The following is a 12,589-nucleotide window of genomic DNA, read 5'->3' on the forward strand; positions in this document are numbered from 1 at the left end:
GCACTCCATCTGTGTTGAAGGCGTTTGTCGTTGAACTGGCGTCATTCATTACAGACGCAATACGTCTCCACCGGCACATGTGCCGTATCGATGTGCCGAGGAGGGGGTTCACGAGCCCAGTGTAAGGATCGCGACAAGAAAACGACTACATCTATGCAAGCCCACTTTGTTGGCGAGCACCACCGTAAACCAACCCTCACTGAATCAGGAGATCATCATGAGCCACTCTTTCACCCGCCGAAACGCCGCCCAGATCGCCTCGGGCGCCGCCCTCGCCTTGGCCATGGGCGCCGCGCTGACGCTGGCGGCCAGTCCGGCCGCCGCCCAGAGCGCTGACAAGGAAAAGTGCTTCGGCGTAGCCCTCAAGGGCAAGAACGACTGCAAAGCCGGCGCCGGCACCACCTGCGCTGGCACCTCCAAGGTGGACTACCAGGGCAACGCCTGGTCACTGGTGCCCAAAGGCAGCTGCGAAAAGACCGCCTCGCCCACGTCACCCACTGACTTCGGTCAGCTCAAGGAGTTCAAGGAAAAAGCCTGAGCTTCTGCGCGCGACCGCCTGACCTCGGAGACATGACCATGACCCACAATGCTCCCACAGCCGGTTCCATGCCGGTCGCGTGCACCCACATCAGTCCGGCGGATAGCGGACCTTTGCCACAACGGGCCGGTGTCGGTCTCAAGCCCGAGCACTTTTCCCACATTCATGCGCACCAGCCCGACGTGGGCTTCTTCGAGGTGCATGCAGAAAACTACCTCGTGGCTGGTGGTCCCCTGCACCACCACCTCACCCGCATTCGCGAAACCTATCCCCTCAGCATCCACGGCGTGGGCCTTTCCATCGGGGGTGAAGACCCGCTGGATACCAGCCACCTGGATGCCTTGGCCCAACTGGTGGATCGCTACCAGCCAGCCCTGTTTTCCGAACACCTGGCCTGGTCCAGCCACGGCGGCGTTTTTTTCAACGACCTGCTGCCCCTGCCCTACAACCTGCCCACGCTGCAGCGCGTGTGTGACCACATCGATCAGGTGCAAAGCCGCCTGGGTCGCAACCTGCTGCTGGAGAACCCGTCCACCTATGTGGAGTTCATCGGCTCCACCTGGAGCGAGGGCGACTTCATGCGCGAGGTGATCCACCGCACCGGCTGCGGCCTGCTGCTGGACGTCAACAACGTCTATGTTTCCAGCATCAACCACGGTCGAGATCCCCAGCGATCCCTTTGCGAACTGCCCTGTCATGCAGCTGGCGAAATCCACCTCGCAGGCTTTGCGGAAGACCTGGACTCCGCCGGCGACCGTTTGCTGATCGACGCCCACGGGTCGCCGGTGGTTGAGGCGGTCTGGGCGCTATACGACACCGCGCTGTTGATCACCGGGCCACTGCCCACCCTGATCGAACGCGACAACGACCTGCCCGTGTTCGAAGTGCTCCGCCAGGAAGCCCGTCTGGCCGAACGGTACCTGGCGGCCGCTGCAACCGCCGCCGGCCACGCCAAACCCTGCCCTCGCGCCAAGATCACCCGCTATGCCCCGGCGCAGGAGCGTGTGACATGAGCACACAACATATTTGGGCACAGGCCCTGCTGGACCCCGCGCACGCCGCGCCCAACGGCCTCGCCACATGGAACCACAGCGACCCCGTCCGGCGCTTGGCCGTCCATCGCAACAACGTCGTTGTCTCGCTGGTGGACGCGCTGGCCCAGACCTTCTTGGTGACCCAGCAACTGGTGGGCGAAGAGTTTTTCCGCGCTATGGCGCAGGTCTTCGTGCGGGCCCACCCACCGCGCACCCGGGTGCTGGCCCAGTACGGTGATGCCTTGCCTGGCTTCATCGCACGGTTCCCGCCCGCCGCCAGTCTGCCCTACCTGGCCGACGTGGCGCAGCTCGAAACGCTGCGCCTGCAGGCCTTGCACGCCGCCGATGCAACGGCCATGGACCCAGCCGCTATCGCCACCCTGCTGCATGACGCGGACGCCCTGCCCAGCCTGCGCTTGCGGCTGGCCCCCAGCCTGCACCTGCTGCGCTCGCAGCACGCGGCGGTGTCGGTCTGGGCCGCGCACCAGGCCGACAGCGGCATCGCACTGGAACAAGTCGATCTCGCACAGGCGGAATCAGCCCTGATCTTTCGCAGTGGGCTGGACGTGATGGTATGGCAGGCAGACACCAGCACGGCCACCCTGGTCGAACACTTGCTGGAACACGCCGCGCTGGGCGAGGCGATCGACCACGCCTTCAGCGCCGACCCGGCCTTCAATCTCTCGCAGGCGCTGGCGCTGTTGATCCGACACGAATTGCTGGTGAGCGCACAAGGCTTACATGGAAACGTTCACTGAAGCGCGGTCCCTTTCTCGCCCCCCAACAACCCAGGAGATCAATATGAACACACACACCACATCCGGCGACGCGGCCACGGGCGGCATGGTGCCGCGCCTGACCGCGCTGATCCAGTCCGTCTGCGGTCTGATGGGACAGCTGCCCAACACCCTGCTGGCCTTCATCGCCCGCTTCTCCATCGCCGCCGTGTTCTGGAAATCGGGCCAGACCAAGATCGAAGGCCTGGCCATCGACATCGTCAGCGGCCAATTCACGCTGGGCATACCCCACCTGTCTGACAACGCGGTGTTCCTGTTCAAGGAAGAGTACAAGCTGCCCTTCCTGCCACCCGAGCTGGGCGCCACCCTGGCCGCCCTCGGTGAACACATCCTGCCCGTCTTCATCCTGTTTGGTCTGGCCACCCGCCTGTCGGCGTTGGGCCTGCTGGGCATGACGATGGTGATCCAGCTCTTCGTCTACCCCGACGCCTATGCAACCCACGGCACCTGGGCGGCCGTGCTGCTATACCTGATGGCGCATGGCCCGGGCAAGCTCTCCATCGACGCCTGGATCGCCCAGCGCAGCGTCCGCTGAGCGCTTCGCCTACACAGCACTCAATCATGGGCACGGTCTCCGGGTGGTTCGGCTCAAAGCTGGCGCGCTACCTCTCTGCAGAGATTCACCAGCACGGCAGCGCGCCGCCCATGCGGGCAGAGCGCTTGCTGGCCACCCTGCAACCGGGCGATGTGCTGCTGGTCGAAGGCCACAGCCGTTTCAGCACCGCCATCAAATTCCTCACGCAATCGACCTGGTCACACGCGGCGCTCTACGTGGGCACTGATGCCTTGAAGGGAACGGGGGCTCCCGCGGGACACTGTTTTGTGGAAGCGGACGTTGCCGAAGGTGTGCGCAGCGTGGCGACCGACCTGTTCGAGTCGTACCACACACGCATCTGTCGCCCGGTCGGTCTGACCGCGTCAGACACCGCCCTGGTGGTGGGCTACGCCGTCGCCAGTCTGGGTCACCGATACGACCTGCGCAACGTCTGGGACTTGGCCCGTTACCTGCTGCCTACGCCACCAGTGCCACTGCGCTGGCGACGGCGCATGCTGTCGCTGGGCAGCGGCGACCCGACCCGCGCCATCTGCTCCACCTTGATTGCCCAGGCATTTCAGCTGATCCACTACCCCATACTGCCGCTGGTCAGCAGCACCAGCAAAGACAGCCCGGACTGCCCGGGGTGCGTCGACGAAATCCTGCGACTGCGCCACCACAGCCTGTTTGCGCCACGGGACTTCGATGTGTCACCCTATTTCGCAGTGATCAAACCCGCGCTGGATCAGGACTTTGACTTTCATACATTGAACTGGAACAGGGACCAGCCACCGATCGAAGCCGCCTGAAGGCCGCTGTCGGACAGATGTCCCGCACAAGTCGGCGGCCGCTCTTATGATGGGCCTCGCCGCAACACCCGAACTTCATGAACGCTTCCGAACAACCCATCCTGCGCGACCTGATCCTGGTCGGCGGCGGCCACAGCCACGTGGTCGCGTTGCGCATGCTCGCCATGCAACCCGAACCAGGCCTGCGCATCACGCTGATCTGCACCGACATCGACACGCCCTACTCGGGCATGCTGCCAGGCTACATCTCGGGCCACTACAGCTTTGACGACGTGCACATCGACCTGGGTCGCCTGGCTTCGTTCGCTGGAGCGCGTTTCATCCAAGGGGAGGTTGTCGGCCTGGATCGGGCCAATCAGCGCGTGCATGTCAAGGGTCGACCCTCGGTGCCGTACGACCTGCTTTCCATCAACACCGGCTCGACGCCCAACATGCGAAAGGTCGAAGGCGCACAGGCGCACGCGGTGCCGGTCAAGCCGATTGCGCAGTTCAACCAGCGCTGGCTGAGCCTGCTGGAGCGCGTGCGGGGCCTGCGCGGCCGCTTCACCATCGCGGTGGTGGGCGGTGGCGCCGGTGGCGTGGAGCTGGTGCTGTCCATGCAGTACCGGCTGCGCCGCGAGCTGCAAAGCCTCAACAAGAGCCCAGATCTGCTGCACTTCGTGCTGCTCACGGCGGGCGAGACCCTCCTGCCGACACACAACCCCAAGGTGCGCGCGCGCTTTGCCCGCGTGCTGAAAGAGCGCCACGTGGTGGTGCACACCCGGGCTGAAGTGACGCAAGTCTCTCCCGATTGCCTGCACACACAGGACGGGCGCACCTTCGATGCCGACGAGACCCTGTGGGTCACGCAAGCCGGCGGACCGGCCTGGCTGCAAAGCACCGGTCTGGCGCTCGACGAACACGGTTTTATCCAGGTGAACGACCGGCTGCAGACGCTGGAAGACCCCAAGATTTTTGCCGCCGGTGACGTGGCGGCATTCACCGACCGTCCGCTGGAAAAGGCGGGGGTGTTCGCCGTGCGCATGGGCCCGCCACTGGAGAAGAACCTGCGACTGAGCCTGCGTGGCCAGCCCCTGGTGGCCTACGAGCCGCAACGCAGCTGGCTGGCGCTGATCTCTACCGGAGATCAGTTTGCTGTGGCCTCGCGCGGCCTAATCGGCTTTGCAGGCGCGTGGGTATGGACCTGGAAAGACTGGATCGACCGCCGCTTCATGCGCAAGTTCACCGAGCTACCGGCCATGGCGCAAGAGGCCTCCCCACGGGCCACACCCACCAGCAGCCTAGCGTTGAGCGCGGAAGAATCGCGCCAGGCCATCTCGGCCATTGCCATGCGCTGCGGCGGCTGCGGCGCCAAGGTAGGCGCCAGCATTTTGACCCGCGCCTTGGGCAGCCTGCAGCCGGTGCAGCGTGACGACGTGCTGATCGGTCTGCACGCGCCCGACGACGCCGCTGTGGTGCGCGTGCCGCCGGGCAAGGCCATGGTGCACACCGTCGATTTTTTCCGCAGCTTCATCGATGACCCTTACCTGTTTGGCAAGGTTGCAGCCAACCACGCGCTGGGCGACATCTTCGCGATGGGCGCCGAGCCGCAGTCGGCCACGGCCATTGCCACCGTACCGCCGGGCCTGGAGGCCAAGGTGGAAGACTTGCTGCTGCAGATGATGACCGGCGCGGTCGAGGTGCTCAACGCCGCGGGTTGCAGCCTGGTCGGCGGGCACACTGGCGAGGGCCGTGAGCTGGCGCTGGGCTTTGCCATCAACGGCCTGATCGACGAGGGCATGGACGGCATCATGCGCAAAGACGGCATGCGACCGGGCGACGTGCTGCTGCTGAGCAAACCCATCGGCACCGGCACGCTGTTCGCGGCCCACGCGCGGCACGCCGCCAAAGGCCGCTGGATAGCGGCGGCCCTGCAATCCATGGTGCTGTCCAACCAGGCCGGCGCTCAAATCTTGCGTGAGCACGGTGCCACCGCCTGCACCGACCTGACCGGCTTCGGCCTGCTCGGTCATCTGGTGGAGATGACCCGCCCCTCGGGCGTAGACGCCGAGCTGCAGCTCAGCGCGTTGCCCTTGCTGGACGGTGCAGTCGCGTGCGTCGAAGCAGGGATTGTGAGCTCGCTGCAACCAGCCAATGTGCGTCTGCGCCGCGCCCTGCGCAACGCCGAAGCGTTCGTGAATGATCCGCGCTATCCGCTGCTGTTTGACCCGCAAACGGCGGGCGGCCTTCTCGCCACCGTGCCGGCTGAACGGGCCGCCGATTGCATTGACGCGCTGAAGGCCGCAGGCTACGCCCAGACCGCCGCCATTGGCCGCATCAGCGTTGCGACCGATGCACTGGAGCCGGTGGTACTGCGTCCATGAGGCCGCTGCGCAAACCCGTGCCGATTGCACGCAAGCGTCAGCACTGAAAATGCGCCGACGGTGCATGAGGCTCGGGCTCGACGTCGTTTGATTGACAGGCGCCGCGACAAACAGCGCGTTGAACCCGACGGTAGGAATCCCTTGCGGCCATGACCACAATGGCCGGGAAGCATCGATCACCGGCCCCGGGCACTTCGCAAGAAGCCCCATCCAGCGCACCGACCAGCCCCAATGGCGGCAAGGGCCACAATCCGCATGTTGTCTGACACACCGGCTGCCAAGTGGCGCATCGCCTATTTCATACAGCTCATGCATATGAAGGCGCCCAATTCGCGGTCTTGGCGATCCACATTGCTCGACCTACGGAAGGTACAAAAGGATGAAAGTAGACGTTCAAAAAATGCCCGAATGCAAGGCCCTGAGTGACCGGAGCGAAGGGATGCGACACGCCATGTTGACGATGTGCGATGCGCGGGCAGATCTCGACGGTTCAAGTGTCCGATTCATCGCGATGATGAGCTCCATCGCCATGGGGAAGCCGGTGGGCCCAGGCGGGCATGGATACCTGTCGTTCGATCGAACGGCATGAGCATCGTGGCCTATGCTTGGGGCTATCTTGCTGCGCTGCTCGCTGTCGGGGTGCTCGATGGCTTGTGGCTTGGCGTCATTGCACGCAGTTTCTATCAGGCAGAGATGGCCCCTGTGGCTGCTGAAAACTTCAAATTGATACCGGCAGCGCTCTTTTACGTCCTCTACCCCGTGGGTGTTTTGTCGCTCGCTCTCACACCCGCCGTGTCGGGGTGGACAGAGGCACTCGGTCGATCAGCGTTGTTGGGGCTTGTGGTCTATGGGGTCTACGACCTCACCAACATGGCCACCCTTAAGACATGGTCACTCAAGCTGGCTTTGGTGGATGCAACGTGGGGCGCTTTTGTGACCGGCATGGCCGGGGTGATTGCTTACACAGCCATGCAGTGGGCGACCTCCTCGGCCACCAAGTAGCAGTTCGGGGATTGCCCAAGACCGCCGCTGAACCACCCCGGCCTGGCACCTCCCTCCGATCGTTCCCGCCAGGCCGTTGTCGTACCCGTCGCCCCAGGTATTTCGCTATGGCTCGATCCCTGCTTCTGCGCACGGCTCGCCGTAGCGAAAGCACCCACATTGAGAGCCAAGCCCGCAGTGGCGAGGCAATGCGCCATTCAACCGTGCTGCCTGGTACACACCCCTTGGCCTACGATGCGCCGGGCGCACACATCGGTGAAGAGGGCTGCCTACAACCCACTCTGCCAAGTGAGCATCACCGCGAAGTTTGATACCCAGAACTGATTGCGTCGATCGATGTTGAAGGTCCTATTGACGCGGTCCAGCAGGCTTGGCGCCCATAAACCCGAGATTGTGGTGTGCACCACTTTGCCCAGTCCCCCCATACCCAGAAGGCCCGTCAGCCACGCCACAGGGCATTTGCGCCTTCCAGATGCAAGATCCTTTGCTGACTTGCCCATGGCTGAATGCTCCCGAAAAAAAAACCATTCACAACCCGAGGTGGCTCACCCTGCCGGATGCGCCACCATCAAGGGGTGCCTTTCTCCACTGAGCCTTGGGCGGGGAAATGGGTGCGTGCCAGCTGGGTCACGACGGGAGCGCGGCCGGTGTCTTGTTGACCGTCTTCCAGGTCGCGAGCCGCTTGCACGATCCGTTTGTCTTTCGTGCCTGAATGGCTGTCGCTGGACCCGTCTCGCTCATGGGGTAAGCGGGGCGCCGCTTGCTGGTGGCGACGGGGCAGCGTCTGCCCCTTCTCAGGGGCCCCCCGGCTGGGCTGGGGATCAGAGTCGGGCTTGTTTGACATCAGAACACCAGCCAAAAAATCACCAGAGCAAACGCTGGAACGCCCAGTAGCCATGCGATGAAGTACTTTCCCATGATGAATCTCCTTGATGTGCGAGAAAAACGGATTGATTTGAAGCAGCGCATCAAACCAAGCCCTGGAAAACCAAGTTTGCGCCGCGAGACTGCTGGGTTTTGTAGGACATAACCTTGGCAAAGCGCAGGGCTATACCGTCAGATGGCCACATCGCCCCACCCGGGTGACGGTTCCATTGCGGCCAGCCATCGGCGTTCACGCCGCACTGCACAGTGTGGGAGCCAGCCTGCGCTTCCTTGGCCCCCACATCACACGAATCGAAACCGCAGACGGCGTGGGCAAGCTGAACGCAGCGAAGCGCTTTCAAAGCATTCCAACTTCCTGGTCCAAAACGGCTGGGACCCGATCAAACGACGCAATCGTGTGCCCGGGGAGCGTTATCAACGCGCGCCCCACGACCCGGGCAACCACCAAGCTCGCTGATCCGTTCAATCATCCATATTGCCGTTTTGGTGTAATATAAACTCCATGAACCATCCATGTGGATGTTAAGGGGAGTTTTTATGAGCAACATTACGCCATTAATCGCTGCAAGGCCCAAGACCACGGAGACCGAAAAGGTGACCGTCAACCTGGGCTTTGTGGATCTGGGCCACATTGACCTGCTGGTGGCCGAAGGCTTCTACAGCAACCGCACAGACTTCATTCGCACCGCCATCCGCAACCAGCTCCATGTCCAGCAGGAAGCGGTGCGCCAGGTGGTGTCACGCAAGGCGCTGATTTTGGGGCTTCAGCGCTTCACCCGTGCCGACCTTGAGTCGCTGCAGCGCGCGGGTGAGACGCTGGAGGTTCGGGTGCTCGGACTGGCGACGGTGGACGACGACGTGCCGCCTGAGTTGGCCAGTGCCACCATTGCGTCGGTCACGGTGCTCGGCGCCTTCCATGCCAGCCCCTCAGTGAAGCAAGCCCTGAAAGGGAGGATCCAGTGATGCTGAACCGCTCCCACCTGAAGGGCCTGCCGCAGACCGGCAACCGCGCAGCCATGCCGCCGAACATGGCCGACGCCTTGGCCCTCGTTCGCGAAGGCCGATTGCAAGAAGCCAGCGAGCTGCTCATGGGCAACAGCAGCGACGCCGCAGCGGTCAGGCCGGGGGTGACTCGAATGCAGCCCCAACCCGGCGCGCGCGTGTCCGACCTTGCCGCGCGTGGTTTCGCCAACATGCACGATGTGCTGAGCCAGCTTGACGTGCATGCAGGGAGCCCTTCGGTGGCGCCCGCTCGCTCCGCGGCTGCGCAAGCCACATCAGCGCACCGGTCAGAGCCCCGCACACAGGCCGCAGCCCCGAGCGCCAGCGAACCCGGCCGCTTTGAACGCGTGGCGTTCACTCACCACGGGGTAAGCCATCCTTACCTTCTGTACACGCCCCACACCACTGCGCCCACCGGCGGCCGGCCGCTGATAGTGATGCTGCATGGCTGCACGCAAGACGCCCAGGACTTCGCCCGTGGCACCCGCATGAACGCAACCGCCGAGGCCGCTGGGGCGCTGGTGCTCTACCCGACCCAAAGCAAAACCGCAAACGCCAACGGTTGCTGGAACTGGTTCCGGCCCGAAGATCAGCAGGCCGATGCAGGTGAGCCTGCGCTCCTGCTGGCGATGGTGCAGCACGCTAAAGACGCGCAGACCGTCGATGCCAAGCGTGTCTACGTGGCGGGCCTGTCGGCCGGCGGTGCCATGGCCGCGGTGCTGGCCCATCAGTACCCAGCTGTGTTTGCGGCCGTCGGCGTGCATTCCGGTCTGCCGCCCGGTGCTGCCACCACCATGATGGGCGCGCTCTCCGCCATGAAAAGCGGCGCCAAAGGCTGGCGTGCGCCGCGTCCGAATGGCGGGGCACAGGCCGTTCCCATGATCGTGCTGCATGGTGATGCCGACAGGACGGTACACCACCGCAACGCAGCACAATTGTTGCAGGGCGCATCAGAGGGCATCGCCACCACGGTACAGACGCAGGATGAAGGCGTGAGCAGTGATGGCCAGCGCTACACCCGCACCTGCGCAGTTGATCCGGCTGCTTCCGGCCAGGTTGTGGCCGAGCATTGGGTGCTACATGGCGCGGGCCACGCATGGTCAGGCGGCGATGCGCGGGGAAGCCACGCCAGTGCAAACGGGGTCAACGCCTCGGCCGAGATGCTTCGCTTCTTCCTGGCACACCCTCGGGTCGGCGCATGAGCCGCTTTGCTGGCACTGTCTTTCACGCAGCTTGTCCCTAACCCTGGCTGTGGCGCGATCCGGATAGCTCTGGACCGGATTGCTCGGGCAAGGGATATGGCTGCCCCGCACACCTCAAAGGGCGGCCAAGCGCTGGTTCCCGGCGGTCGTTTGATCGACAGGCTCTTGCCACACACGCGGGCTCAGCGGGCAAGAGGCGATCCGGGATATGCAGGACCGGAGTGACCCCTGGTCGAGAAATGGATGGGGTGTTGAAGGAACCGACCCTGGTCTGAGCGAGACGCCCGGGTGTTGCCACACGAGTCAATAGCAGATGAGTGGATTCAACGCCTTCGATTTGCGACCCGTTCGGTGCTCTGGCACGCGGGCCCGGAGCGACCCCGCGCTGTGTGCGCGACCTCACCGCACCTGCACCTGCGCTTCAAAAAGATAGGCACCCAAGGTCTGTTGGATCTCGGGTGCGACCGGCCGCGAGGCCTCCGGCAAACTGACGCTCACGCGCATCCCCCGCGGTCCCCCAGCGCTGACCTGCACCTGCGCACCGGCCAACGGGAACTGTTCGTTCAGCAATTGCCTCACCATGCGTGCCGCCGCATCGCAGCGCAGCTCGGGCTTGAAAATCTTGCCCACTGAGGTGACGGGAATCGCCTCGATGATGTGGAAATGTTTAGGCCAGGCGGGGCGCTCGCCTATCCGCTTCTGCGCATGGGCGTGCAACTCGGCATCGCTCACTTGGGCGCCCGGGCGCAGGGCCACAAAGCACACCGGCAGTTCGCCAGCGTACGCGTCGGGCATGCCCACGGCAGCGGCCACCGCAACGGCAGGGTGTTCGGTCATGGCGTTCTCGATCATCACGGGGTCGATGTTGTGGCCGCTGCGGATGATCAGGTCTTTGGAGCGTCCAGCGATGTAGAGGCGGCCTTGCTCATCGGTGTAGCCAAGATCGCCAGTGTTGAGCATGCCATTGTCGAAGATGCCCGCGTTGTGGTCGGGATTGCGGTATCCCGGTGACACATGAGGCCCCCGAACGCTGATCACGCCGACCTCGCCTGTGTCGCACACATCGCCCAGCAGCCCGTCGGCCCCGAGGCGGCGCACCTCCACCCTTGTGTAGGGCAAGGCCCAGCCCACCGACCCTGCAGCACCCGCACCGGCAAACGGGTCGAACGCGATCAGGCCAGACGTCTCGGTCATGCCGTAGACCTCGAACATATTGCGACCCGTCACCTGCCGGAAGCGCGCGCCCACGGCCGGTGGCAACAAGGCCGCACCGGTGATGCCGGCACGCACCGCGCTGATGTCGGCGCCTTCCAGCGGTACCTCCAGGACCGCGCCCATCGAAGTCGGAACGCCGCCCACCAGCGTGGCCTTGTATTGCGCCGCCAGACGCCAGAACCCCTGGACCATCGCCGGGGTCCTCAATCCGCCCGGCGACATCACCACCAGTTCCATGCCCGCCAGAAAGGGGGCCAGGCCGCAGGCAATGGTGCCAGCCACATGGAAGAGCGGGAAGGTGCCGGTCAGCACGTCCTCGGCGCGGAAGTTGCCCATGGCCACGCCGCCAAGTGCGGCGGTCAGCTGCCCGCGGTGCGTGTGGGCCACCAGCTTGGGTGTGCCGGTGGTACCACCGGTGTGAAAGTAGGCTGCTACATCGTTGTCTTTGCCGGGCTCGCCAAAAACCAGGTGGTCATCCGGCTGGGTCGCTACAGCGGTGTGAAAGTCGATCACCCCCTCCTCCGCCGGCGTGCCAGGTGGCGCTACACGGATCAACGTGAGGCCTGGCATGCGTTCGCGCAGTTCCATGGCTTTTGGCCAGATGTCCAGTACGGGGTGCGGACCCAGGGCCACAAGAATGCGTGCGCCGGACGCTTCCAGCAGCGCTGCAATATGCTCGACCTGCAGCAGAAAGTTGATCGGTACCGCGTAGCCGGCCGTCTCGGCACCCCACAGCGTGGCATGGGTCTCGATCAGGGAGGGCAGCATGTAGGCCACGCCGGGGCGGGGTCCGCCGACACTGGCGAACAGGTTGGCCGAGCGCCGAACCAGGCCCAGCAACTGAGCGTAATTGACGCGACGGGGCTGCTCATCGGGTGCGCCGCTCATCAACATGGTGATGGCGGTGCGCTCGGGCTGACGTGCCGCAGCGCCTGTGAACACATCCAGCACGCTGCGCTCGGGCAAACGCTGCTCCAGCGTCATCGCCGCTTCAAATTGCGCCAGGGTTTCGCGATCCAGGATGGGGCGGTCGTTCAAAATGGCCATGGATGCTCCAGAGGTTTTATCGAGTTGACGATACGCTCAAGCGAAGCGTTCACCATGGGCACATACCAGCAGAGCGAGTCTCGTGCAGCACAGCGCAGCGGTCAGGTGCCCCCTCCGCAAGCAGCTCGATCTGGCAGGTAACCCTTGGTGAGGTGTCGTG

General features: G+C 64.2%; 11 protein-coding genes. 9 read left to right on the forward strand and 2 right to left on the reverse strand.

Going from position 1 to position 12,589, the window contains the following annotated elements:
• Window positions 1-217 precede the first annotated feature (217 nt).
• From E5678_RS14310 to E5678_RS14340, 7 genes are all read left to right on the forward strand, one after another.
• Window positions 218-538, forward strand: coding sequence for a DUF2282 domain-containing protein (locus E5678_RS14310; protein ID WP_136179151.1), 321 nt, complete (start codon window positions 218-220; stop codon window positions 536-538).
• Between the two features lie 38 nt (window positions 539-576).
• Complete coding sequence (locus tag E5678_RS14315; RefSeq protein WP_247596783.1) at window positions 577-1,551, forward strand: DUF692 domain-containing protein; 975 nt, start codon at window positions 577-579, stop codon at window positions 1,549-1,551.
• The gene (locus E5678_RS14320) at window positions 1,548-2,330 is read left to right on the forward strand and encodes a DNA-binding domain-containing protein (protein ID WP_136179152.1); all 783 of its coding nucleotides are present in this window, start codon (window positions 1,548-1,550) and stop codon (window positions 2,328-2,330) included. The genes E5678_RS14315 and E5678_RS14320 overlap by 4 nt, the downstream gene beginning before the upstream one ends.
• A gap of 85 nt (window positions 2,331-2,415) precedes the next feature.
• Complete coding sequence (locus tag E5678_RS14325) at window positions 2,416-2,904, forward strand: DoxX family protein (protein ID WP_136180794.1); 489 nt, start codon at window positions 2,416-2,418, stop codon at window positions 2,902-2,904.
• A 26-nt stretch (window positions 2,905-2,930) separates the two neighbouring features.
• On the forward strand, window positions 2,931-3,713 hold the full coding sequence (locus E5678_RS14330; protein ID WP_136179153.1) for a YiiX/YebB-like N1pC/P60 family cysteine hydrolase: 783 nt from the start codon (window positions 2,931-2,933) through the stop codon (window positions 3,711-3,713).
• A gap of 77 nt (window positions 3,714-3,790) precedes the next feature.
• Window positions 3,791-6,076 (forward strand): selenide, water dikinase SelD, encoded by a 2,286-nt coding sequence (gene selD, locus E5678_RS14335; protein ID WP_136179154.1) that lies wholly within the window; start codon window positions 3,791-3,793, stop codon window positions 6,074-6,076.
• Between the two features lie 585 nt (window positions 6,077-6,661).
• Entirely contained in the window at window positions 6,662-7,078 is a 417-nt protein-coding gene (locus E5678_RS14340; protein ID WP_136179155.1) for a DUF2177 family protein, read from the forward strand.
• Window positions 7,079-7,646: 568 nt separating this feature from the next.
• On the opposite strand, the gene E5678_RS14345 is transcribed toward E5678_RS14340, so the two are convergent.
• Window positions 7,647-7,922, reverse strand: a complete 276-nt coding sequence (locus E5678_RS14345; protein WP_136179156.1) for a hypothetical protein — start codon at window positions 7,920-7,922, stop codon at window positions 7,647-7,649.
• A 578-nt stretch (window positions 7,923-8,500) separates the two neighbouring features.
• On the opposite strand from E5678_RS14345, the gene E5678_RS14350 reads away from it, so the two are divergent.
• Window positions 8,501-8,926: a CopG family transcriptional regulator gene (locus E5678_RS14350; RefSeq protein WP_136179157.1), complete on the forward strand. Its 426-nt coding sequence runs from the start codon at window positions 8,501-8,503 to the stop codon at window positions 8,924-8,926.
• The gene (locus E5678_RS14355; RefSeq protein ID WP_247596784.1) at window positions 8,926-10,167 is read left to right on the forward strand and encodes a PHB depolymerase family esterase; all 1,242 of its coding nucleotides are present in this window, start codon (window positions 8,926-8,928) and stop codon (window positions 10,165-10,167) included. Before E5678_RS14350 ends, E5678_RS14355 begins: the two co-directional genes overlap by 1 nt.
• 399 nt (window positions 10,168-10,566) lie before the next feature.
• On the opposite strand, the gene E5678_RS14360 is transcribed toward E5678_RS14355, so the two are convergent.
• On the reverse strand, window positions 10,567-12,429 hold the full coding sequence (locus E5678_RS14360) for an AMP-binding protein (RefSeq protein WP_136179158.1): 1,863 nt from the start codon (window positions 12,427-12,429) through the stop codon (window positions 10,567-10,569).
• Window positions 12,430-12,589: the final 160 nt, after the last annotated feature.

The sequence above is a fragment of the Hydrogenophaga sp. PAMC20947 genome (genome assembly GCF_004795855.1).
Lineage (GTDB): Bacteria > Pseudomonadota > Gammaproteobacteria > Burkholderiales > Burkholderiaceae_C > Hydrogenophaga.

What these genes read in the sequence shown, in the direction of transcription:
- E5678_RS14310 (WP_136179151.1), top strand. Translation starts at nt 218, where the DNA reads ATGAGCCACTCTTTCACCCGCCGAAACGCCGCCCAGATCGCCTCGGGC.
- E5678_RS14315 (WP_247596783.1), top strand. Translation starts at nt 577, where the DNA reads ATGACCCACAATGCTCCCACAGCCGGTTCCATGCCGGTCGCGTGCACC.
- E5678_RS14320 (WP_136179152.1), top strand. Translation starts at nt 1,548, where the DNA reads ATGAGCACACAACATATTTGGGCACAGGCCCTGCTGGACCCCGCGCAC.
- E5678_RS14325 (WP_136180794.1), top strand. Translation starts at nt 2,416, where the DNA reads ATGGTGCCGCGCCTGACCGCGCTGATCCAGTCCGTCTGCGGTCTGATG.
- E5678_RS14330 (WP_136179153.1), top strand. Translation starts at nt 2,931, where the DNA reads ATGGGCACGGTCTCCGGGTGGTTCGGCTCAAAGCTGGCGCGCTACCTC.
- selD (WP_136179154.1), top strand. Translation starts at nt 3,791, where the DNA reads ATGAACGCTTCCGAACAACCCATCCTGCGCGACCTGATCCTGGTCGGC.
- E5678_RS14340 (WP_136179155.1), top strand. Translation starts at nt 6,662, where the DNA reads ATGAGCATCGTGGCCTATGCTTGGGGCTATCTTGCTGCGCTGCTCGCT.
- E5678_RS14345 (WP_136179156.1), bottom strand. Translation starts at nt 7,922, where the DNA reads ATGTCAAACAAGCCCGACTCTGATCCCCAGCCCAGCCGGGGGGCCCCT.
- E5678_RS14350 (WP_136179157.1), top strand. Translation starts at nt 8,501, where the DNA reads ATGAGCAACATTACGCCATTAATCGCTGCAAGGCCCAAGACCACGGAG.
- E5678_RS14355 (WP_247596784.1), top strand. Translation starts at nt 8,926, where the DNA reads ATGCTGAACCGCTCCCACCTGAAGGGCCTGCCGCAGACCGGCAACCGC.
- E5678_RS14360 (WP_136179158.1), bottom strand. Translation starts at nt 12,429, where the DNA reads ATGGCCATTTTGAACGACCGCCCCATCCTGGATCGCGAAACCCTGGCG.